General features: G+C 34.7%; 16 protein-coding genes. 1 reads left to right on the top strand and 15 read right to left on the bottom strand.

Going from position 1 to position 23,176, the window contains the following annotated elements; translation table 11 throughout:
• Positions 1-67: 67 nt before the first annotated feature.
• The 9 genes from IC221_RS04065 to IC221_RS04025 all read right to left on the bottom strand — a co-directional run bounded on the left by IC221_RS04065 (position 68) and on the right by IC221_RS04025 (position 10,033).
• Positions 68-1,105 (bottom strand): DUF3857 domain-containing protein, encoded by a 1,038-nt coding sequence (locus IC221_RS04065; RefSeq protein ID WP_188167727.1) that lies wholly within the window; start codon positions 1,103-1,105, stop codon positions 68-70.
• 3 nt (positions 1,106-1,108) lie between these two features.
• Positions 1,109-2,974, bottom strand: coding sequence for a DUF3857 domain-containing protein (locus IC221_RS04060; RefSeq protein WP_188167726.1), 1,866 nt, complete (start codon positions 2,972-2,974; stop codon positions 1,109-1,111).
• 175 nt (positions 2,975-3,149) lie between these two features.
• Complete coding sequence (locus tag IC221_RS04055) at positions 3,150-3,734, bottom strand: hypothetical protein (protein ID WP_188167725.1); 585 nt, start codon at positions 3,732-3,734, stop codon at positions 3,150-3,152.
• Positions 3,734-4,717, bottom strand: a complete 984-nt coding sequence (locus IC221_RS04050) for a DUF2027 domain-containing protein (RefSeq protein ID WP_188167724.1) — start codon at positions 4,715-4,717, stop codon at positions 3,734-3,736. The genes IC221_RS04055 and IC221_RS04050 overlap by 1 nt, the downstream gene beginning before the upstream one ends.
• Positions 4,718-4,720: 3 nt before the next feature.
• Complete coding sequence (locus IC221_RS04045) at positions 4,721-5,449, bottom strand: carboxypeptidase-like regulatory domain-containing protein (protein WP_188167723.1); 729 nt, start codon at positions 5,447-5,449, stop codon at positions 4,721-4,723.
• Positions 5,449-6,048 (bottom strand): ribonuclease HII, encoded by a 600-nt coding sequence (locus tag IC221_RS04040; RefSeq protein WP_188167722.1) that lies wholly within the window; start codon positions 6,046-6,048, stop codon positions 5,449-5,451. Before IC221_RS04040 ends, IC221_RS04045 begins: the two co-directional genes overlap by 1 nt.
• A gap of 137 nt (positions 6,049-6,185) precedes the next feature.
• Complete coding sequence (locus IC221_RS04035; RefSeq protein WP_188167721.1) at positions 6,186-7,403, bottom strand: peroxiredoxin; 1,218 nt, start codon at positions 7,401-7,403, stop codon at positions 6,186-6,188.
• 243 nt (positions 7,404-7,646) lie between these two features.
• Entirely contained in the window at positions 7,647-8,663 is a 1,017-nt protein-coding gene (locus IC221_RS04030; protein ID WP_188167720.1) for an ABC transporter ATP-binding protein, read from the bottom strand.
• A gap of 245 nt (positions 8,664-8,908) precedes the next feature.
• Positions 8,909-10,033, bottom strand: coding sequence for an ATP-binding protein (locus tag IC221_RS04025; RefSeq protein WP_188167719.1), 1,125 nt, complete (start codon positions 10,031-10,033; stop codon positions 8,909-8,911).
• A gap of 274 nt (positions 10,034-10,307) precedes the next feature.
• Here IC221_RS04025 and IC221_RS04020 point away from each other — a divergent pair, with 274 nt between their 5' ends.
• The gene (locus IC221_RS04020) at positions 10,308-11,090 is read left to right on the top strand and encodes a nuclear transport factor 2 family protein (RefSeq protein WP_223241288.1); all 783 of its coding nucleotides are present in this window, start codon (positions 10,308-10,310) and stop codon (positions 11,088-11,090) included.
• Positions 11,091-11,408: 318 nt separating this feature from the next.
• Here IC221_RS04020 and IC221_RS04015 read toward each other — a convergent pair whose 3' ends face one another.
• The 6 genes from IC221_RS04015 to IC221_RS03990 all read right to left on the bottom strand — a co-directional run bounded on the left by IC221_RS04015 (position 11,409) and on the right by IC221_RS03990 (position 22,877).
• Entirely contained in the window at positions 11,409-13,208 is a 1,800-nt protein-coding gene (locus tag IC221_RS04015) for an SUMF1/EgtB/PvdO family nonheme iron enzyme (protein ID WP_188167718.1), read from the bottom strand.
• A gap of 729 nt (positions 13,209-13,937) precedes the next feature.
• Positions 13,938-14,849 (bottom strand): oxygen-dependent coproporphyrinogen oxidase, encoded by a 912-nt coding sequence (gene hemF / locus IC221_RS04010; RefSeq protein WP_188167717.1) that lies wholly within the window; start codon positions 14,847-14,849, stop codon positions 13,938-13,940.
• Entirely contained in the window at positions 14,830-19,338 is a 4,509-nt protein-coding gene (locus IC221_RS29850) for a translocation/assembly module TamB domain-containing protein (protein ID WP_188167716.1), read from the bottom strand. The genes hemF and IC221_RS29850 overlap by 20 nt, the downstream gene beginning before the upstream one ends.
• Positions 19,339-19,740: 402 nt before the next feature.
• Positions 19,741-20,862: a phytase gene (locus tag IC221_RS04000; RefSeq protein ID WP_188167715.1), complete on the bottom strand. Its 1,122-nt coding sequence runs from the start codon at positions 20,860-20,862 to the stop codon at positions 19,741-19,743.
• 91 nt (positions 20,863-20,953) lie between these two features.
• The gene (locus IC221_RS03995) at positions 20,954-21,496 is read right to left on the bottom strand and encodes a 5-formyltetrahydrofolate cyclo-ligase (RefSeq protein WP_188167714.1); all 543 of its coding nucleotides are present in this window, start codon (positions 21,494-21,496) and stop codon (positions 20,954-20,956) included.
• A complete protein-coding gene (locus IC221_RS03990; RefSeq protein WP_188167713.1) occupies positions 21,489-22,877 on the bottom strand; it encodes an MATE family efflux transporter in 1,389 nt (462 codons plus the stop codon). The genes IC221_RS03995 and IC221_RS03990 overlap by 8 nt, the downstream gene beginning before the upstream one ends.
• Positions 22,878-23,176 lie beyond the last annotated feature (299 nt).

Genomic DNA, 23,176 nt, shown 5'->3' with positions numbered 1-23,176 from the left:
CACTTAATTGAATATGATCTCTTTTCATCTCTTTAAATTTAAGATCTTCAATTTACTAAAATTTAGTTTACAGTGTATTTAGGTTGTCATCCGACAATTTACCGTAATAACCATTCCATACATAATTGTCCTTTACGTATTGAACGATCTTCTGTGCTTTCTCAGTGTCACTTCCTTCCAGTAGTTCTGGATGTTCTGTAAAAATAGCTTTAGATTCTTTCTTTGCTTTAGCCACAAACTTTCCAAACTCTTCATGCTTCATTAAGGTTTTTGCGTACTTTTCCCATGTACTAACCACCTCTATTGAGCTTCCTGTTATTGGATTGTAATATTTTCCTAATTGAAAATCGATTTTCATCAAATAATCATTGATAGAAGTAATATAACTTTCATCTCTAAATGCAGGCACATCTTTCATTACAAACACATGCTGCATTTCATTGTATGTACTGCCATTGTAGTTGTGTTCAGCCAATAGTTTTTTTGAGTTCTTATAAGTAAATGCCTTTATATTTTGAGCAATAAAATAATACTCAAAAAAAGGAAATATCTTAATATCAAACTCGCTATGCACTGTAGGAATTCTATCTTGGAAAGACCATTTTGGTAGACGGAAAAAGAAGGGTGATATAATTGAAACCTGATACTCTATTACCGATCCTACCTTAACTTGAGGCAAAGTAAATTTATACTTATTGTAATAGGCATTGACATTTTCTGTAAATGCATTCTTTTTATCGAAAGAAGTTACAGAAGGTACTCCATCAGTTTTATTATAAACTTTTGCTTTCAATTTATGTACTTCTTCTTTTGCACCGTTGTCTCCTTTATAGAGCAAAAACTCAACATTCGCTCTACTCAAGCCTTCATCCTTTAATATCTTGATTCTTGTCGTTTTTTTATAAAGTACATCAAACCCGCCATCTTTTGAACGTATAAAAGATACTTCGCCTATATCATGTAAAACTACGGCCTCCGCCTTTTTATCTTTGGATTGATAGTTATAATCCGCGTCTGTTACTTTTCCGTACTCACGTGATAACTTTTGAGCATAACCTAGGGTTGAAAAAATTAGGATACACTTTAGGATGAATAGATATTTCATTATTTAAGATTGTTGTTTTATTATAATTGAAGTTTTTCGGCTTCGGGAATGAATTGCTTTATAAAAGTCATAAAACGTTGGATAGTCTTCCAAACTTATTTGATTAGGTTTGATATAGATACTTCGATCTAAACAGACTTTACCTTCTTTGATATAGTAATGGTCTTTGTATTCTCCATATTTCGATTTTAATTCAAAATCTTTAGGAAGTTCTACTTTCAGCTGCTCTATTTTATCAATCGAAAATTCAAAGTGTTCTTTTTTATGAATCACTAAATTGACCCAATAAGGATGTTCTCTTTCCGAAGGTTTTTCTATTTCAGTATTGATGATTCTTGGTAGAGTGATCACCCTAAAACTCGCTATTTTCTTTTCTAACCTTTTACACTCTCCCTGAAAACTGCCTGTAATAAAAGTTGAATTCCTATCTTCTTTTACAATTTGCATACTATCCATCGCACCAATTGCAAAAGGTAATAGATGACTTCTAAAGACCTTTTCTTGTTTCTTGTCAGAAGAGTTTTTATAACTGTTCAATGCCTCAAATAACTGACCACCCGAGGAAGTGAAATCAACCTTTACCTTTCTTATTTCATTTTCATCTGCTAGAGAAAAAGTATAGGCTATACTATCAACAGTATTTTCTTTGGTTAAAGCAGGCAAATCAACCAGTCTACTTTTGCCTTGCTCTATCCACAATGCCTTTCTGTTTTGAGTAAAACTGCCTAAATAATTAAAAGGGTGAACTTTGGATGTATTTTCTAAAAATATAGTATCAGCATCTACGACAACTCCTAAAATCACATGATTAAACTGCTGAGAGGGAAATTCTGTATCTATTGATTTAATCTGTTTTCCTGCATACACATCTACCATAAAGGAAGGAATTCCAATCTCACTCAACATGGATTGCATATAATTTGTCAACGCTTTACAATCTCCATATTTATTTTCGCAAACATAACTTGCAGGATGAGACTTTAAACCTCCAATTCCCAATGAAACATTGATGTAGCGTGTATTATCTTGAAGATAATTGTAAAGCACTTTTACCTTTTCACAAGGGTCTGTAAGAGTATCAGTAAGTGCATGTATTTTCACCTTTTCTTGTGCTGTCAAGTCATCCAAACCTGCATTAAGAATTCGAATCCATTCCCCAAACTCTGTCCAACTCTTCACTTTGTGGTCCACACCATATGAAATCGTTTCTGGTAAAATTTCAACTACTGGAAAGATATTTCTGATATGCGGGCTATTCCTTTCCGGGTTGTATTCCAAATTTTCTTTGACAGACCATTTTTGAATGTTATACTCTTCACCATTAAATTCTTGATATTCAAAACATGCATCTTCTTTAATTCTCACGGGAAAATCTTTAGGATATTTCACCGTCAAGCTTGATTTCAAAGTTGGAATATGAGCATATACCTTTGGATACCACCCTGCGAGGTAAAGCATCTCTTTGGAAGTAATGGTATACGAAAAATGAAGAACATGAGGATATTGATTGGTTTTTAGAGAGGCATACATCTGATAAGTATCATCATGAAAGGCTCCATCGCTCACCGCGTTTTTTTTCTGAAAATCTTTTTTCTTCAGTGCTCTTATTTTCTGACCATTCAATGTATAAATTGACGCCTCATGAATGACCACATCTTCTCCTAAAGAGTAGTCAATTGAAAGATCTCCCAATTCATGATTTTCTTTATCTCCTATCAGTACCTTATAGGTATAAGTGGTTTTCTTTTTTTTACCATCAAAAAATGCTTCTTTATCATACGACAATACAGCGGTGGATTGTGCAAAAGAAACAGGTAGGTAAGCTAAATACGTAATTAGTAATAGTAAAAATACTTTTAGTTTGCTCATGTTATTCATTCAAGTAACATTGATACCTCATCAACAGTTTGCTATTCTGATTTCAGTAATTCAACACAAATATAATTGAAAAAAATAAAGGTGCTAACCTATGCTAACACCTTCATTTAAAAATTATTTGAGAATTAATATTAAATCATTTTTAACCTGAGTTGGATGATAAATATTACTTTCTAACTAATCCCCATATTAATAATGGAATACCGAGTAACCCTAATCCTGTACAAATCTGAGTCAGTAATTTGATCCCTTCGTCTAACAATTGAAAGTAATTTTCTTTTACTCCAGCATAACTGTATTTGACCATTACTTTATCTCCTTCTTGCTCTCCCAACACCAACAAACGGGTATTTTGTTTTACCCCTTGCCATTGAATGGGGGCGTTAGAAGAAGTTGTTTCTTCCAAAAGTACATGTGCTACTTCCTCTCCCCTAAACGGTGCTTCTTCAAACTCTAAAAGTTGAATTCCAGAAGAAGTTTCCAATTTTAGGGTTTGCAACTTTTGCTGCACGGGCTTAAAACCTCTATGTTTTCCGGCTCCTGTAAACTCTTCTTTAGAGGCTAAAACAAAAAAGTCTTGAAGGGTATCATTTTGAGTAGAAACTCTTCCTTCTAAAAAGACTTTGTTATTCTTATTTTCAAGTGCCTCCTCTAAATAGGTTTGTTCTTTTGAAAGTCTTGGCTTACCAACACCATAAAGTGACAATGCAATACCCGTTAGTAAAATTCCAATTACAACTCTAAAGTTCATTATTTTAATTTTACATAAGTGGCACCATAACCAAACTTCTCTTTCCTAGCATCTTCAAAATATTCAACATCAGCATGTTTTGAAAGACGCTTTTGAATCTCTGTTTTCAATTTTCCTGAACCTACACCATGGATGAACGTGATATGGTCCATTCCACTAACGATTGCTGCATCCAACTCTTTTTCAAAGTGAAGAATCTGCATACTCAATGTGCTATTTCCCATGTTTGGATCTAACCCTAACATTTCTGCGTGAAGGTCCACTTCTGAAGCTGGTTTTTGAACAACCTTTTCAACTTTTTGATCTGATTTTGTTCCAGACTCCACCAAACCATCTTTAATCTTCGCTACATCAACCTCCGTCAATGCTTTAATATCCAATTGGAAGACATAACCGTCTTTATTCATTCCTGGCACTTCCTGTTTGTTATTAAAGAAAGTTGATGCCTTAAAACGAAGTTTCTTTACCAAAGGTTCATGGTTTACGCTTCTTCCCGGATAAAAGAATAACGCTTGGAAAATGTATGCAGGCCATTCTTCAAAATTTTGAAGTGTTACTTGATCTGCTTTGATCTGAGTTCTTGGCATTAAGGTCGATGTGAAAATACCCTTGTACTCTCCTTTACGATCAGAACCTAATACAAACGGAATTGTCAAATCAGAATTATTACAAACATATACATCTAAAATCTGATCATTTTGATGTACAAAGGCGATAAATACACCTCTTTCTGAGATTAGTGGTAGTGCTGCTTTAGGTCTATCTTTATGCTTTTTCTTTTGAGAAGTAGATACAATTCTGTCCTCTTCTTCAACACTTCCAAACTCCTCTGATTCAACTGTAGATACAACAGCAAGGTCATTTGGAATAAAATCCATTCTAAAACCATCTGTATCTTCAATCTCAACAATTCCACTTTTTAAAGCCACTACAATACCTTCAATATCATCGTGTAAACTTCTTACTTTATCTCCAATATTCATTTTCTAATTACTTACGTTGTCATATACAATAAAATCAGGACCGTATTGAGCGATCATCTGTGTTTGAGTCGCCGATACTATATAAAGTCCATAACGGGTTTGATTTAAAGAATCTTTTATAAGAATAAATGATCCATTACTAACCGGAGCAAACGTCCCTGTAAAGTTATCATCTACCCCTTCATCACAATTCAGTTCTTGACTGACATATTCAAATTGGCCATTTCTAAAGAAAATCAATTCATCATCTTGTAAACAGTCTGGAACAGGTCTAGTCTCTCCGGTCGTCACATCAATGAATTGACTGTAGGCCCATCTTTTACCTTCTGCCGAAGACATATTACCAATAAAAGAATCCCAAATGATAACCGTTATCGAGTTTCTAAATCCAATTTCTGATGCTTGAACATCTGTTTGCGTTGCCACTAACAAATTATTCTTTTCTACATTTCCACTTTCGTTAATGTATTTTGCAGCGATGTAGTATGTTCCTTCAGATAAATTCAAGAAAAATGCTCTTCCATTTTCGTCCGTAACGTTGGGTCCTTGTATGGTGTCCGTTTCATTAATAAAACCTTCATAACTTCCATACAAGGTTACTGAGCAATTTTCCACCAAATTCCCTGATTCATCTCTTATCAAAACATACAAGTCCCCGTAAGGATTGGGCACCTCACATTGTAAACTGAATGCGATTACAAGAAAGAAGAGAAATGCTTTGATGTACCTCATTAAAAATCTATTGTTTTTTGTTCTGGCAATAATTTAAACGAGTTGCGATGCCAAGGTGTTGTACCATGTTTGGCAATGGCTTCCCTATGTTTTTTTGTGGGATAACCTGCATTTTTTTCCCAACCGTACTCTGGGTACTCTTCAGAAAGTTTCGTCATTAATTCATCACGATGGGTTTTGGCAAGAATAGAAGCTGCCGCAATGCTCAAGTACTTCCCGTCTCCTTTTACAATACACTCGTGCTCTATTCCTTTGTAAGGTCTAAACCTGTTGCCATCAATCAATAATAATTCAGGTTTTATTTCAATTCCATCAATGCATCGGTGCATTGCGGTGAATGATGCCTGTAAAATATTGATTTTATCTATTTCCTCTGCTTGTACCTCTACTACTTTATAAGCTAAGGCTTCTTTCATGATCACTTCCCTTAAGAACTCTCTTTTCTTTGCGGTTAGTTTTTTTGAATCATTCAAGTCTGGATGTGAAAAGTCCTTTGGCAAAATCACTGCCGCAGCCACTACAGGCCCTGCCAAACAACCTCTACCTGCTTCATCCAAGCCTGCTTCTATCTTATCTTCTGTAAAACTTGATGCTAACATCTACTATACGACTAATTTTAATCGAGTGATAACCTTCAAATGCGATCACTACGGAATTTTAATGCTATTTAAGGATAAAAAAAGAGTGAAACAAACCTTTCGTTTCACTCTTTTTTAGATACCGTGTGCTGTATTAATTATTCCTTGATCAATTCTTCAATCAATGACGTAAATTCACTCACATGTTCCTCATAATAACTTCCAGTTGAAGGACCTGAAAAGCCTGTATGGATTTCAGCTACTTCACCATTTCGTCTTAACACAATTGATGTTGGGAAAGACATTACTTTGTTCAACATTGGTAAGGCTTGAGCCGTTTGTTTGGGAGTCCCTGCATAGACTACCTCATAGTCAATATGCAATTTCTCTTTCATTCTATTGATACGCTTGTAGGCTTTCTCTGCTTCCGTAGCTCTTTCAAAAGAAAGACCTATAATCTCCAATCCCTTCTCTTTATAACGATCATACAAAAGCACAAAAAAGTTTGCTTCATCCAAACAGTTTGGGCACCAAGAACCCATAATTTGTACAATCACTACCTTGTCTTGATATTTTGGATCTTCTAACGATACCTCTTTCCCTTCTTGATTTTTAAATGAGAACGTAAATTTATTATATCCGTCTTTGAGGTACGTCAACGTCTTTGGATCAGGCAAGGCCGCTTTAGGATCATTCACTCCTTCCCATACTTCAGTTCTTGATTTTCCAGACCACATTTTACCATTGACAATCTTATTACCTTCTAATTCTGCCTCGAAACGTAAAATATGCACTCCATCAAAAGAAGACAAAAACATCTTATTGCCTCTCACTGTCCCCTCTAAAAATCTATAATCACCTGTTGCTGTGAGGAAAGTACCTGTCAGGTAATCTTCATTTTGTTTAAAAAGTCCTATAGCCTCCGTTTTTCCTAGTTTTACGGCATAATTACCCGTAAAATCAACTGTAGGCTCCTCCCCTTTCGAAAATCGTTTATCGCCACCCTTTACAGCAGAGAAAGGTAAACGGTAAGCTCCATTTCTTACAAATTGTCCGTTGATAACTTCTTCTCCTTCTTTTACAATCAACTCTGCTTCATAAATCAACAATGGTATATGCAATGAATCTCCTTCATAAAAAACCTCATCCAATACCATTCGCTCTTCGCCGTTGATTACTGTCCAAACCTGCTGATCACCATTTCCTTCAATTGTAAGATAAAAAGGAACTTCTTTCTGATGTGTATTGGTAATGGTCGCTCTCCATTTTGTCATTGGTTTTTCTTCCCCTTGGTCTGCCTTATTATTTTCTTTTTCACATGAAAAGAGAATACATTTTATAGCGATTAAGAGGAATAACGTATTTCTTAAAATCATAAACTGATTGGCTCTTTAAATAGGTTGTAAGTTCAAAATCAAAATTATTTAATGCACCTATTGGTAAGTAAAAAGTTAATTTTGATTGAGTGTAGAATATTAAAAAAATTGAAGTACTAGGTGTGATTTCAATTACCTAGTACTTCATTATTAAATATACTTCAACTTAATGCAAAAAATAAGACATTAAGAATTATTAAGTATTAAATGGTTTTGCTCAAAAAGAAAATCTCAAATACAATTCTAATCTTCCAAAGCCCACCAATCTGCATTTGATTTTAAAGCGATTCCTTTTTTATCGCCAATATGATACGTTGCGAAGCTATCATGGTGTACCCATAATTTGCTTCCTTCGTCTACTTCCCACTCACCATAACTTGCATTACCAAAGTAATCTACATGACGAAGAACTGCTGTATGTTCTGCACTTTTTTCGTCGATCATTTCCAACCACTCTGGTCTTGCCATGTATTTTCCAGTAGACTTGTCGATGCCTAACTTTTTTAGTTCATCAGCTTCGATCACATTACAATGTGGGAAAAAGTGTGCGGCATATTTATTTTTTGGCTGTCTATAAATTTCCTCAGGAGTTGCGATCTGAATCAATTTACCTCTTGACATCACACCAATTCTATCTGACATTGCCAAGGCATCGTGCGTATCATGCGTTACAAATACCACTGAAATATTTGCTTCAACAGCAATATTTTTCACCATTCTTCTCAAGTCACTACGAAGTGCCATATCAAGGTGAGAAAAAGGCTCATCCAATAATAGAATTGGAGGTTCATTGGCAATCGCTCGAGCAATAGCTACTCTCTGCTTTTGACCACCCGACAACTCTTTAGGACGAGTATCACGGTATTCCTCTAACTGACAAATACGCAATAGCTCATTTAATCTATATTCCTGATATTCTTTGGTTGTTCTTCGGATTGGGTATTTGATATTGTCTGCCACTGTTTGATGGTTAAACAGGTTGTAATCTTGCTCTACTAAAGCAATTTTATCGTGCCCTGCCAACAGTCTTTCATGGGGACCTAAAATCCTTTCTCCATGTACATAGGCTGCACCATCATCAGGTCTCATTTGTCCTGAAAGTAGTTTTAAAGTGGTGGTTTTTCCACAACCGCTTCGTCCAATCAGTGCAAAAACTTCCCCTTCTTTTACGTCAAAGGATAGCTGATTTACCGCTAATTTCCCTTCTTCGTAAGATTTTGAAAAGTTTTCTACTCTTAGTATAGTTTTTCTTCTTGACATATAATTTTCGTATTCTGCCACAAAAATAACTGAATATTTAGAAAGAGTAACAGGGTTTGTTCATAAAAGTTTTCGATTGTTGTTATTGATTTCTGATTTTTAAAAGCTGAAGTAAAAAATATAAAATGTGAATTCCCTTCCCGCCACTGATATACGAAAGGGGATGATAGTAGCTATATTTTAAAGATGAAAAAGGCGAAAAGTAGTAGTACCTTTCGCCTTTTAATATACGTAACCGTGATTTTTCATTTTGGAATGGTAAAATAAAAACAACTTCCGAAGTCCTTGTTTCTTTCTACCCAAATTCTACCTCCATGAAGTTCGACAATTTTTTTGCACTGTGCTAAGCCAATTCCTGTACCTTTAAAATCTTCATTCACTCTCTTGAAGAAAGAAAATATTTTATGCTTGTACTCTAGGTTGATACCTATTCCATTGTCTTTCACATAAAACATCCATTCTCCTTCTTGATCAATCGCCCCAACCTCTATTTCTGGCGTTCTTTCTTTGTTTTGAAATTTAATAGCATTTCCAATAAGGTTTTGTAAAAGCATATGGAACTCCACTGAATAGCCACTAATTTTTGGTAATGTTGCTTTGCAAACCATTACGTTTTGTTCTTTGACTTCCAATGCGAAATCTTCCAATACCTCATTCAAAATTAATGCAGGGTCAATACATTGTTTTTCACTTTTTACACCAAGCTGACTGAACTCTAAGATAGTATCTATTAAGCGTTCCATTCTAGCTACACTTTGATTGATATAACCAAAGTAAGTATTCCAAGTTGGAGGGACTTCACTTTCGTTATCCTCTTGTATTAGGTTTAATACTCCTTTGATATTTCTGAGTGGTGTGTTTAGATCATGAGAGACGATGTAGGCGAATTGTTCAAGTTCTTTGTTCTTTTGTGCAAGCTCTTTTACTTTTTGATTTAAAAGCTGATTGGACCTTTTTAATGAAGATTCTAGTTCTTTAATTTTGGTAATGTCCCTCCAACAAGAGTTACTAAAGAGAATTTCTCCTTTGTTATTTCTCACTGCTTTTGCACTGAGCAAGACCGGAAATACATTACCATCTTTTTTACGAACAACCAATTCTTCATTTTCGACGACATTACCATTCAAAAAACCTTTAAAAAGAGTCCTTACTCTATCATGGCAACTTTCGTCATAAAGTTCAAAGATATTTTTTCCAATAATTTCTTTTGAGGTGTAACCTAAGGCTTTACACAAAGTAATGTTACAAGTGATTAATTTTGCAGTTTTAGGACAAATTGACATGAACATCTCAGGAGACTCATGGTATAAGACTTCATGAGAATTATAAGGGTCACGTATGTTAGTTTTCTCTAATTCATGTAAATTCATGCTACTTTAATTAAATCGGCGTGTTCATCTTATCTAATTTAAGAATATGATTACCAAGTTGTTTACACTTATTAAAATATTGCAACAAAATCATATATAATTAAAATCAAAAGTGACTTGAATATTCTATTTTGCACTTCTACAAAACACGTTACTGAAATGGATATTTTAAATAAAATGTAAAATATTCAAACAAAAACGTTAAACAGAAAAGTTGATTTTTATTTAATAAATCCATTCAGTTCATTATTCATTTATTAATAATCCAAAAACTATGGGACAAAAATTAGACAATGCTGTCGGATTGTACATGGAAGGTATCAATCAGGGAAAACCTCATGAAGCACTCGATAAATACATCGGGGACCGCTACACTCAACATTCTACAGGTGTTGCAGACGGAAAAGAGGGTTTTCTTGAATTTTTTATACCTTTCTTAAAAAGAAACCCCGTAAGAGACATACAAGTCAAAAGAACGATTGAGGATGGACAATATGTTTTTGTTCATGTACACCAAAGTTTGAATAACGGTGAGTGGTACTATGTTACAGCCGATATTTTTGATACAGATAGTAACGACAAGATCATTGAGCATTGGGACGTCATCCAAGAAGAGGTAAAAGAAACGGTTTCTGGAAGAACAATGGTAGATGGAACTACTGAAATCGAAGACTTAGATAAGACAGAAGACAACCGTAAGGTCATCACTGGTTTTGTCAATAACGTTCTCATTGGTGGTGATTTTGACCAAGTAACCACTTACATTTCTACGGAAGAATACTTGCAACATAACCCTGCTGTTGGTGATGGGTTGGAAGGTTTTGGAAAGTTCGCACAAGAATTAGTAGCAGCAGGTACACCTATGAAATATGAAAAAGTACATAAGGTTTTAGTACAAGGTAATTTTGCTGCTTCTTTATCTCATGTAAAATTGGGAGATGAAGATTGGTGTGTGATTGATATCTTTAGAGTGAAAGATGGAAAAATTGTCGAGCATTGGGATGTAATGGAAAAAATCGGTCCTCAAGATACCTGGAATAACTCTGGGAAATTTTAATATAAAATTCGCTACCTCATAATTATGAGGTAGCGTTCATATTTATTCATACTGTTCTTCATTCAATGTATGTACAGTATCAGTTATAATATTTTCCTTTGAATACAAATTTTCAATCGATCTTTCTACAAGATTTATAGTGTCTACTTTCAAGCTTCTTTCTTCTTCATTTTTCCATTGATGAAAAACGAAGCAAAAAATCTAGGCTTTGAAGTCAAAAGCTAAATTTCATTCGTATCCTATAAATCATCAGAAATCTCCTGATTTCAAAAAAAAACAAATAGCTGAAAGCTTAGTTTACAGTGTATTCATTCTTTTTTAAAATAAACTGCTTTGCCTTTCTAATTCTCGCAATTGTTCACCCAATTCTAGATAATAGGACTCATTCATAAGTTTATTTTTTTCATGAGTTGGAATCCAATGCTCTGGGAACAGTTTTCCTTTTAAATAATAGTCTTCCAAAAAATACCTTATGGAAGACACCCAGTAATCTCTATGAGCTATTCTATTTTCTCTTACTAGTTTAGGGTAGACCGTCGGAAACTTTTCTCTCAAATCCCCATAATGTGAATTTTCCTTACGGAAAGTTTCTAGATTGTATAAAGCTTTCTCATAAGACTCTTTATAATATTGTATCAATAAATTATTGGTATATAGAATTCGAATACTTGGGTCAATTTTTTGAAGATAAGAGTCAGACGCTTTATCAGTTTCAATAAGTCTTAAGTAGTTATGAACTAACTCATAATTCATTTCAAGTTTTAAAAGGTCAATCTTAATTTCAACCCATTCTTGCACATTCATCGCTAAAAGTTGCGATACAGATAAGGTATCAACCGAAAGTGCTATTCTTTCTCTTTTTAATTCCTCCAGATCACTTTTAGGAATCCATTCAGTTGGAAAGAGTTTGTTAGCCTTAGAATAAGCCTCTAACATCAAACGAGCTTTTTGCTTTAAAAGACTTGAAGAATCATTAACGACTGATGAAGTAATACCATCTGAATACTTATTCAGTTCATCATGACCTAATTTCCTAATTACAGAATACTCTTTTTCTTCACTCTCAACCTTTGTCAGATAATTATTCACTAACTCATAATTAAGATCTAGAGTAATTTGCTTTTTTAGAGGAATATTAACTGGAGGAGCCTTTTCTCCCTTTTTGTATACTTTCAAAACTCCAACACATCTAAAGCCTATACTTTCAGAAGGCTTCGTATATTTAAAATCTGTTTTTATTGTGAAGTCATTAATCTTGTCTTTGTAAGAACCTCCTTTGGCTACCCCTCTTTCAACCGTCAATTCTGAAACATTACCTATCATTTGATAAATACCATATTTGTTGGGGTTACTTTCATAAACCCATGTAGTATGAGAATTCATTCCTTCTTTTTGAAATTCCAACCTATACGCCTGCATATCTGGAGAGTAATAATTTTCATAGACATTAAACTCCATTGGTATCAACTCTTTTGATAAAAAAAGGTCTTTGTTGGATGCTTCCTCTATTTTATTGATTTGATCTTTATACCATTTCGCTTTTGACTTTTTCTTTTTTCTATTCGTCTCTTTAGAAATAAAGTCTGGATCATAAGGGCGACGAACTCCATGAGGAAACTGTTTGAGGTCTAAACCTGATGAGGCTGCTATTTCCCACTCTTCCTTTGTAGGTAAACGGTATTCTATTTCGATAGTATAATCTCTTAGCTTTTTATATTTTTCTTTTCTTATCGGTAAGTAATGATTGACCACTTTTGATCTCCACTTACAATAATTTACCGCTTGATCATAAGAAACCCCTACCATGGGATAATACCTAAAGCCTGGATACCTTAAATAGTGTTTTGTAAGCTCAATATTGGTACTACCATTATTCATCCAACAAACGGTATCAGGTAAAAGTGATTTATAATACCTTCTACTAAAAGACTGCGAATGAACACTTAGCATCCATTCTAAATGTGTTATTTCAGTTTCATCAATAATTACACTATCATTGATGACTAAGTTTACAGCACCGGGACATAGATCAGAATACTTGTCTAAAAATTCATCCAAATTCACTTGAGCATGAACCATTGATGGCAATAAGAAAAAGAATAGTAATAGTTTGTACATTATAGTTTGTGACTCTTTAAGTTAGTTAAGTACAAATTCAAAATTATCTAATACTAATTCTATTTATTGTTTTGCGATTACTTCCTTCAAAAAACTTTCAATAGAACCACTATTAATACGTTTTTTAGCGTTGTACTCACAAAAAATAAATTAGAACTAACTATGATTTATTTTTGACTTTGTACTTATTTCTAATATCTAGCTGATCAACTAGATGTTCATATTTTACGATACAAAAACCCTTCCTTATACTATTTCAATGAATAAGGAAGGTTATAGCAAATACATTGTAAACTAAATTACAGCAAACTTTCAATCCGTATTTCTACTAGATTTTATAGGAACTACTTTCAAGCTTCCTTCTTCTTCATTTTTGTCTTGAAACAAAAACGAAGCAAAAAATCCAAGGCTTTGAAGTCAAAAGCTAAATTTCATTCATTTCGCCTAAATGATTTTAAACTCGCTAAAGCTCAAACAAAAAAATCATTTTTAACGGCTCAATACATGAAATTCTTCACGCTTTTCCCTTCAAGGCCAAGGAAGTTACCACTAAATGACTGATTATAGATCAAAGACCAGAGTTTTGTACTCACCTTCTAAAATGCAGTTCTGTAGGGACGTTGCATTGCAACGTCCTCACGAACCACAATACACTACCCTTTATCCTTCATAAAAGGAATTGCTATAATTTAATTTACAGTGTAGTAAATAAGGTAATTTATTGGTGTTTTATTGATTTAACCAATTCACTCCTTTCTTTAGTAAACCTAAAGTTTCTTCTTCTTTAGATCCTGCTTTTGGTTTATAATCATATTCCCAATTGGCTTGAGGAGGCAAACTCATTAAAATCGACTCTGTTCGACCGTGGCTCTCCAAACCAAATTTAGTACCTCTATCCCACACCAAATTGAACTCAGCGTATCTACCTCTTCTTAATTTCTGCCAGTTCAGCTCTTTTTCTCCAAAAGGCACATCTTTAAATTTCTCTACTTGTTCCTTATAAGCAGGTATGAAAGATTCTCCGACATCTTGAACAAAGTGCCATAATTGGTCAGGATTTAATCCCTCCACATCTGGCTTTAATCGATCAAAGAAAATACCACCGATTCCCCTTGTTTCATCTCTATGAGGGATAAAGAAATAGTTATCTGCCCATTCTTTAAAGCGGTCATAATATCCTATTTTGGTATTCTCACATGCCTCGAACAGGTGCTGATGGAAATCAGCTGCAGCGGATTGATCAACGTAATGTGGCGTCAAATCAATTCCTCCCCCAAACCAATACTCTCCATTAGAAAGCTCAAAGTAACGTACGTTCATATGAATAATAGGAACCATTGGGCTTTGAGGGTGTAGTACAATTGAAACACCAGTCGCTTTAAATGTTTCCGCTGCTTCTACTTTTAAAGCTTTGGCCATTTGAGCGGATAAAGGTCCTTCAACCAAAGAAAAGTTAACTCCTCCTTTTGCAATGATATTACCATCTTTGATCACTCTTGTTCTGCCACCGCCGCCGCCAGGACGTTCCCACAGATCCTCTTGGAATTTAGCTTTACCGTCAATTAATTCCAGATCTCTACATATATCGTTTTGCAGCCCTTTGAACCAGGCCGTAATTTCACTACTCTGTATTTGCTTCATTTTTTTTTCGCTTTTCTTCTTTTTTAAGTTTTCTAAGGTGTCTTCTATAGTGTTTAGGGCGCTTCGTTTTTTCCAGTTTATTTTTATTGGAAGTAATTTGTTTAAAATTATCAAAGCTTTTTGTGTGCATAACACTTGCCCCTGTTAGGGATGTATTATCTTGATTTGCTGTTGTATAATAAACATCCTGTCTGTATTTCTGATAGAATTTTGCTCTTAATGCACCATCTTGAGAAATGACTACTTCTACAGTCCAATCTCCCAACACTGAAGCGGCGGTTGTTTGGTTTTGATTATCCGTAAACCCTCCATCCCTTGTCACCCTCACTTTTCCCTGAGCAAAAGTATACGACAGACGCATCTGTAAATTTTGTAATGCTTCCCGGTCTAGACCACTCATATCAAGGTCTATCTCAAAATTATCATCCACCTGAGAAAGTATATAACTGAGCTGATTGGTCAATAATTCACTCACACTACTAGAGGCTGTCTGCCCAAAACCACCATAAGAATCATTAGAGAGTAATTGACGCATTACGATCAAGCCAAATACCTGACGGTTCAGTTCCTGTTCATCTCTATGGATACGCTCCTCAAAAGCCGCAACATAACTTTCTAAAGAGACAGGTCCTGCTTGCGTGACTACAGTTGCAGGATAATCGTGGATATCAATATCAAAGGCAAGTTGAGGATTAGAAAGATCTCCTTTGATCATCAAATCCACATCGGCAGGATACCTTTTCACAATTTCCGGAGCATTTCTCACTGTACTGTCCTGTATGTCAATTAAGGGTAATAAACTCACTCTTTGCTCATATTTTGCGATAATATTCATCTGAGCTTCGTAAGGATCACCATTCCACGAAAGTGTAGAACCTTTGTCAATGACAAACTTTTTATCTACTAAGTTAAACTCTGCCACTTTCATGGTGAAATTATAGGCTCCTTTTACAATTTCAACATTGCCATACATTTCGAACTCTCTGTTCTTGTCAATGTTCATTTGAATTTTCCCTAAGCCATTACCCCTGATAATATCACCCGTTTTTTTATCGAAAATTAATTCACAATAAGCATCAGGCGTAATATCAAGATTCATTTTCATTTGAAAGTTCGCCTGTTTTGTTGCTGCACTTGTTGGTTCTTCTACTTCCTCTTTATCTGTATTATTTTGAGAAGTATCTCGCTGTACATAAACAATATAAGGGTCTGTTTCTGAGTAGTCTATTTCATTTAATGGTATATAGATCTTAGTTCTTTTGTTTGTTGTTGCATTGACATCAATAATAATATCATCAAAAGGACCTGATACGTTTACATTTCCAGTACCGAAAGCCGTACCATAAAATAGATCATTCCCCTTTTCATTTTTTTTCATAATGAAGAAATCATCAAAATCAACGTCAAGTCCAACGTTCATTTCATCAAACCCTTCTTTGAAATTAATTCCACCATTGATGTAAGCATAATGTCCGTACTCGTCTACTGTCCTTAAGTTTTCAGTATAAATTTTATTAGGGCGAATAAGGATTCTTGGTAGATCTTGTGTATCCCCAAAAATATAATCTACCCCAAGGTACACTAAGCGTATCAATCCTTTTTTGGCGTAGACACTTCCCCAAAGTTTTGGCTTATCGGCATTACCGGAAATTTTAACCCAACCGGTCGTTTGCCCTTCTAGTTTTTCAACAACTTCAGAAATGAAAGGTTGGAAAATACCTAACGGAAGATCATTGACTTCCAATTTCATATCCAATTGATTATTCTTATTCTCGGGGTAATAATTTCCGGATAAATTAAAACGCTTCTCTGTATTGTCTAATATCTGAAGGTTGACATTTAATTTTTCTTTCGTCCACTCCGATTCTCCTTTTAAATCTCCAAGAAAATAACCATCAATACTCAACGAATCTACAGCAACATGCCCATACACTCTCGGCGAGATAAATAAATCTTCAATATATAGGTCCAAGGAATCTACTTGACCATTTATGTCTTGCTCAAGGTATTTCTGAAAGGAAGATAAGTTTAGATTTTGTGATTTTAGATGAAGGTATTTATCAACATTCTTTTTGGCCCAACCATTCAGGTAAATCGTTTCCTCTTTATTTCTAACATTAAAGTTGTGGAAATAAACACCGTCTTGATATAACACAATCTTTGAAGGCTCAGAATCCTCAGTTGTCCATGTTTCTTTTTCCCAGAAAATATTTGACTGAGGCAATCTAAACACCACACTGTCTTTATCTAATAAAATGTCTCCTTTCAAGTTCAGTGCTAGATCATAATTATAAACATCAATTTTAGTATCAAAAACCAAATGTTCATCTACGGTAAAAGCCGAAAAATTAAAATCTTTTGATAAAAAGCCATTGATGTCTTGAGCTTTTGACTTTACTTCCAAAGAGGTATTATAATCACTAGAATAACCGTCTTTCTCCGCAAAATAATTGACGTAATTGGAGTCTAAATTGACACCATAGAAATGAAGGTGATCACTAAAGAGTTTGGAATGAAAACCTACATTTTTACCAAAAGAGGCTTCTAAAATCAATTTTGTGTCATCGGCAATTTGTATACTATCTGTGAAAATAGAAATCACATCATTGACATTCATAAAGCTTAGTTCTGCATCTACAGAATAGTTTTTCTCGCCAAATGCTTCTTTCCTTTTTTTCTTTTTTGTGTAGTATTTATGCTGTGTTTCTTCATCTCCAAAAAGAGACAGGTAGCTTTCATCAATTGCATCAATAATATCATTTGTGAGCATTGGCAGATCGAAAAAGCCCGCCATATTAAAGCTCATAAAATCCGATTCTATATTGACCAATCGTAGTCCTGAAGGCATGATGTTCGTGACGCCCATCAGTTTATCGATATTGAGTTCCCTTTTTTTATTGAAGACTTTAGTATCATAAAATGATAAACCACCAGACACTCCATTATCAATTACTCTATCAAATGAGGCTTCCATTTTTGTAAATAAACCTACATTTTTTGAGGATAAATTAATTTTTTTGAAGTTAGGAATATCTACTCCTGATTGGAATTTAAAAGTACTATCATTGAAATCCAGAAGCCCTTTCAAGTAAAATTTAATATTAGGATCCTTGACAACTAATTCACCATTGAAATACCCTTCTTTCATATACGTGCTATCAAGATAAATATTGGTATAGTCATACCCTTTTATTCCAAGTCTTTTGATGGAAGCATTGAGGTTAAGAGCCAACTCATCGACACTAAAACCTTTTCCTACTATATCTCCTTCAAAATCAAAATTCCCTAAAAGTGGTGTATCAAAAACTTTCCCAAGGTTTAAACTATCTGTTCTCAGATAGCCTACATACGATTCTTCGGGTATGGAAATATCCATTTTGGGAGTAATGACACCATAATCTGAATTCAATACCCCATCTAACTCAAAATCTTCAAGGTTTCCTTTAAATGTTCCATCCAAGGCAACTGCACCAAACATATTGATGTACTCTCGCATAAAATCAGGAACATAGGGAATCAAATCTTCAGTAAAATAATAGGAATCATGGAATACTAAATCCATTTCTGTCCTTTCTTCTGCGATGACTTTATTGAATTGGAAATCACCTTTAACTGTACTACCACCACCAAAACGGAGGTTGGTATTCTTTACCACAAAATCATTAACGGTTCCTTCCAGATGGAAATCTCCCACAACATAATCATGAAGGGAATCAAAATAAGTGAAGAAGCTAGCAAGATCATCCGTATGTAATGTTGACTGCTTTAATTTTACATCTAAACCTATACAATGGTAAAAGTCATTATAGTCGCTATAATCATCGTATATGAAATCAATTCTTCCTTTTAAAGTACTTGAACCTATATCACCATCTAGATCATGTAACGACAAACCAGTGGTGGAAATGGCTAAATAGGTATCAATATCAAACACTTTGAGCTGCGTTCTTCGTTCAATGGCACTCAGGTTTTGAACATCCATCGCAATGGTATCACGAACGATTTTAAACTGGGTAATGTCGGCATAGATGCCACTAAACTCCATATCATAGACATCAAACTTTCCTTTTTCACGAAAATTCGCATCAGGATTAAGCATGATATATGTACCATTATTTAATTTCACCTTTTCAAAAAGCAGGTGAATATCTCCAGGTTCTTTGTAATCAAAACGGTGTACTCCAGTGGGATCTCCAGCCATATAACGAATCCATTTCGTCATGCTGTTCATGGAATCTAAACCAGAATCCATGATCATTTCTACTCTTGGAGAATTTAAGATTGTTTCTTCGATATGGATGTATTGATCTTCATTGTAAAGCATGGATATAAATGAAAAATCCAACACTACAGACTCAACTTCAATCAAAGGGATACTATCAAGATCAAGGATTTTCACCTCTTCCAGACGCCATTTATCAAACCAGTCGAACTTTACAGAAGAAACTGTTGTAGGGTGTGATGTCTTCTTCGTCACTACTGATGCCACTTGATGCGTCAGATAAGTTTGTACTGAAGATAGTTGTGAAAGACTAATTAAACTGATCCAAAGAAAAATAAAAAGAGTAGCGAATCTAAAAATCCAAACACGTAAAAGCCTCAGTACTTTCCTTATCAAAAAAAGTTTCCTAAGTCTTACCCATCTGCTTTCTTTTTTCTTTGTCTCTGTATTACTCAATCTGAAGAATATTGCTAGATTGTATTAGTCTCCATTCATCAAACGAAGAACTTTATTAACCCACAAAAATAATAGTTTCAATTGACACTTTTTATTAATTAGTAAATAAAATACAAACAAAAAAGGCCACTTCCCGAAGAAAGCGACCTTGCTGTAATCAAATTGTATGGAGAAAAGACGCAATTACTTCTGTTTCAATGCGTAATTTTTAAATTAAATAGCTTGATCTATGATATTTTGAATCTTTTCCCAAGAGATAATTTTAAAGTTTTGTGCTTTTAATGAATCTCCATCGTAATTGAAGCCATCTTGCACTACTAAAATTCCTTTTTTGTATTGGTCACCGATTGGCATATTACAAACCTCTAAACCGTCTGTTTCCTCTACACCATCAACTGCACCGTCAATAATTTTGAAACTTTTTAAGTATTCCTCTGTCTCCAATGAAAATAAAGCATAAGAGAAGTTTCCTTGGCTAGAAGCAATAAGATAACCTGTTTTTTCACCCGTTTTGTAAATCGCTATTCCTTCAATATCCGCCACCAAAGCATCATTGTTTTCAATTGCAGTTGCAGCAATAAATTCCATTTTAGAGTCGGCATTAGTCAAATCTACTTTCCAAACACCTTTTGCCTCTTCACCTACATATAAAATACCTGTTGCGTCATCTGCTACCATTCCTTCTGGTTGAGAAGGAACCGAAAAATCTCTTACTAAAGAGAGCTCTCCTGATTGATCTTCCTTCAGTGTCAAAGCGAATTGCTTGATCGTTCCGTCCTTTGAATTCATGATGAAATAAGGAGTTGAAGCTGTATCTTGGTACATACAGAAACCATAAGAGTCGTCCAACAAGATTTCCTGAGGCATCTTAATTTCTGACAACTTACCAAGGCTATCCATTGTAAAGATGCTCACATTATGATGCGTTCTGTTTGAAGCTGCTACTAACGTTAACGTATCACCGTTGACAATAGATTGACGACGCACATCTACGTTGTTTACTTTACCTACTGCAACATAATCAAGTTGTTCACCTTTCAAATTATAAGTATATAATCCTGCTTTTTTATCTGTACCGATAATAATCGATTGCTCAGGGTGCTCAGCGTTATACCAAATTGCGGGATCATCTGCTGCATCAGCATCCACTGGAGAATTTACCGGAACCGTTTCAACATCGGCAGTAACTGCATGAGGTATTTTAGATTGCATATCATAAGCCGATTTCATCGCTGAATCATGCTCACGAGGATCTTTATATTTCTTTTGAGATGTTTCGCAACCCAATGCTAAAACTGCTATTGTAATAAATGTAAGATTTGTAATAAACTTCATCGTATGTCTGTTAAATTGTAGGGCAAACATACTTTTTCCGTTTATTATTTTTTGTAATCCAAAAAAGGTTAAAGGATAATTTACTTTAAGTTTACAACTTTGCTATAATGAGTCGGTCCATAGGTACATCATGTTCTTCTATGGGTAACTTTGGGATAACTTGAAAGTCATATCCAATTCCAATTTTGATTGCTTTAGGATATTCTGAAAGGAAAGTATCATAGTAACCTCCTCCATACCCCATTCTCCCTTTTTCTTCTGAAAATCCAACACCAGGTACTAAAACATAGTTTATTTCTCCGTTGTATTCAATTTCATCTAAAGGCAGAAGAGTACCAAACTTTCCTTCTTTCAGTTGCGAGAGGTCACTCAAGACCAAATGTTTTAATTGGCGTTTTGGAAGTGTTTTGGGTACTACAACCGTCCAACCTAGTGAAAGTGCCTTTTGAATAATCAATAACGTTGATGCTTCATTATTGATGGGAATGTACGTATGCAAAACAGCAACTTCTTGGGTATTATTCTCCCAAAAAGTTGCTGCTATTTCATTTTCAGCTTTATCCACTTGTGCTTTAGACAAGAGGTTTCGCTGTTGTATAATTTTTTTTCTTAAAGTCTCCTTTTGATTATGCATTGCTTTTTACTAAGGCTTCTTGGTCTACCTTCTTTTTATTGAGTTCTTGATTTGTTCTTAATGTAAATCTAGAAAACAATAAAATAGCAGACAAAGTCAAACCTGTAGAAAGACCAATCCAAACCCCTAAAAAGCTCCATTCTGTATAATGTGTCAGTACAAAACCTAAAGGTAATGACACTACCCAATAAGAAATAAAGCAGATGACTGTTGGCACTTTTACATCTGAAATTCCTCTTAAAGCTCCTGTCATAATCACTTGTGCACCATCTGACAACTGGAACAATGCGGCAAAAAACAACATGGATGCAGCAAATTGTATTACTTCAACGTCTTCAGTAAATAGGGAGGGTAGAAATTCATTGAACACTAAAAATGTAACGGCTGAAATAGACATGGCTAATAATGCGAATTGCATTCCTGTAAACCCTGCCAATCGAGCTTGTTGCCAGTTGCCTTCTCCATAAAAATTACTTACCCTTACAGATACTGCAGATGCTACACCACTCACCATCATGAAAGTAAGAGAAATCATACTCATCACAATTTGATGTGCTGCCATTGGCTGTGTACCAACAGACCCCACAATCATGGCTCCAACTGCAAATGCTCCTACTTCCATTAGTGCTTGTAAACCAATAGGAAGACTCATTTTCAACTGTTGTAATAACTTACTTGCGTGTATTTTTGTTGTCTTGAAATTCTCTAAATATCGATGGAAATGTTTACTGTTCAGCACATAAATCATCATACCAACACCCCCAACAATTCTTGAAGCTAAAGTACCAATACCGGCACCCGTTAAACCTAATTCCGGAGCACCGAACTTTCCATAAATTAATATATAGTTTAAACAAAAGTTGATAATATTGGCGGAAAGTGTAAAATACATGGCTACTTTAGTGTATTTCACTCCTTCTGCAAATTGCTTTGCTGTAAAAAACAACATCAACGGCACCAATGAAAATGTATTAATCAATAGGTAAGGCCTAGCAGCGTCCACTACTTCAGGTGTTTGCCCCATGTAATCCATTAACGTGGATAAAGTCAACAATACCACCACAAGGAATACACAAAACAAAGCATTCAACGTCATACTATGTTTGAATAAACTTCCCATTTCTTTGAAATCCCTTTGACCATAAGCTTTCCCTACCAAAGGAGTCACACCTACAGCAAAGCCAATTCCAAATACCAAGAATATGGCAAATAAGCTATTCGCAAAACCGGCACCTGCTAGATCGACAGTGTTATAGTGCCCTACCATCATGTTATCTACAATGTTGGTTAGGTTTTGACCAGCCTGGGAAATTACAACAGGTGTTGCTATTCGAATAGTATCTTTGTAATGCGTTTTATATGTATTTAACAGATTTCTCATTTAAAGTGTTCTCTTCTCGCTCTTATCTCAATCAAAATACCTAAAGCCAATAGGTGAAAGTTATGCGTGCTTGTGATTAGGTGATTTTTGAAATGATTGATTATTATGAGCTAAAATGTATCGATTGTAAAAGTTTTACAAACATACGTGTTGTTTTTCAATTCTTTGATAAATTAATGATTTGGTTAACCAATATTAAATCAAATACCAAATCATCAACCACCCTTTTAAAACACTGTATATCAACCACTTTAAAACAAACATTAAAACGCTTCAAAATTTACTGACCAATGCCCTTT

This window comes from Flammeovirga sp. EKP202 (assembly GCF_014534745.1).
GTDB lineage: Bacteria > Bacteroidota > Bacteroidia > Cytophagales > Flammeovirgaceae > Flammeovirga.
This window is presented reverse-complemented; position numbering and strand designations above follow the sequence as displayed.

Coding starts and splice junctions, on each gene's coding strand:
- IC221_RS04065 (WP_188167727.1), bottom strand. CDS start 1,105: ATGAAATATCTATTCATCCTAAAGTGTATCCTAATTTTTTCAACCCTA.
- IC221_RS04060 (WP_188167726.1), bottom strand. CDS start 2,974: ATGAGCAAACTAAAAGTATTTTTACTATTACTAATTACGTATTTAGCT.
- IC221_RS04055 (WP_188167725.1), bottom strand. CDS start 3,734: ATGAACTTTAGAGTTGTAATTGGAATTTTACTAACGGGTATTGCATTG.
- IC221_RS04050 (WP_188167724.1), bottom strand. CDS start 4,717: ATGAATATTGGAGATAAAGTAAGAAGTTTACACGATGATATTGAAGGT.
- IC221_RS04045 (WP_188167723.1), bottom strand. CDS start 5,449: ATGAGGTACATCAAAGCATTTCTCTTCTTTCTTGTAATCGCATTCAGT.
- IC221_RS04040 (WP_188167722.1), bottom strand. CDS start 6,048: ATGTTAGCATCAAGTTTTACAGAAGATAAGATAGAAGCAGGCTTGGAT.
- IC221_RS04035 (WP_188167721.1), bottom strand. CDS start 7,403: ATGATTTTAAGAAATACGTTATTCCTCTTAATCGCTATAAAATGTATT.
- IC221_RS04030 (WP_188167720.1), bottom strand. CDS start 8,663: ATGTCAAGAAGAAAAACTATACTAAGAGTAGAAAACTTTTCAAAATCT.
- IC221_RS04025 (WP_188167719.1), bottom strand. CDS start 10,033: ATGAATTTACATGAATTAGAGAAAACTAACATACGTGACCCTTATAAT.
- IC221_RS04020 (WP_223241288.1), top strand. CDS start 10,308: ATGGGACAAAAATTAGACAATGCTGTCGGATTGTACATGGAAGGTATC.
- IC221_RS04015 (WP_188167718.1), bottom strand. CDS start 13,208: ATGTACAAACTATTACTATTCTTTTTCTTATTGCCATCAATGGTTCAT.
- hemF (WP_188167717.1), bottom strand. CDS start 14,849: ATGAAGCAAATACAGAGTAGTGAAATTACGGCCTGGTTCAAAGGGCTG.
- IC221_RS04000 (WP_188167715.1), bottom strand. CDS start 20,862: ATGAAGTTTATTACAAATCTTACATTTATTACAATAGCAGTTTTAGCA.
- IC221_RS03995 (WP_188167714.1), bottom strand. CDS start 21,496: ATGCATAATCAAAAGGAGACTTTAAGAAAAAAAATTATACAACAGCGA.
- IC221_RS03990 (WP_188167713.1), bottom strand. CDS start 22,877: ATGAGAAATCTGTTAAATACATATAAAACGCATTACAAAGATACTATT.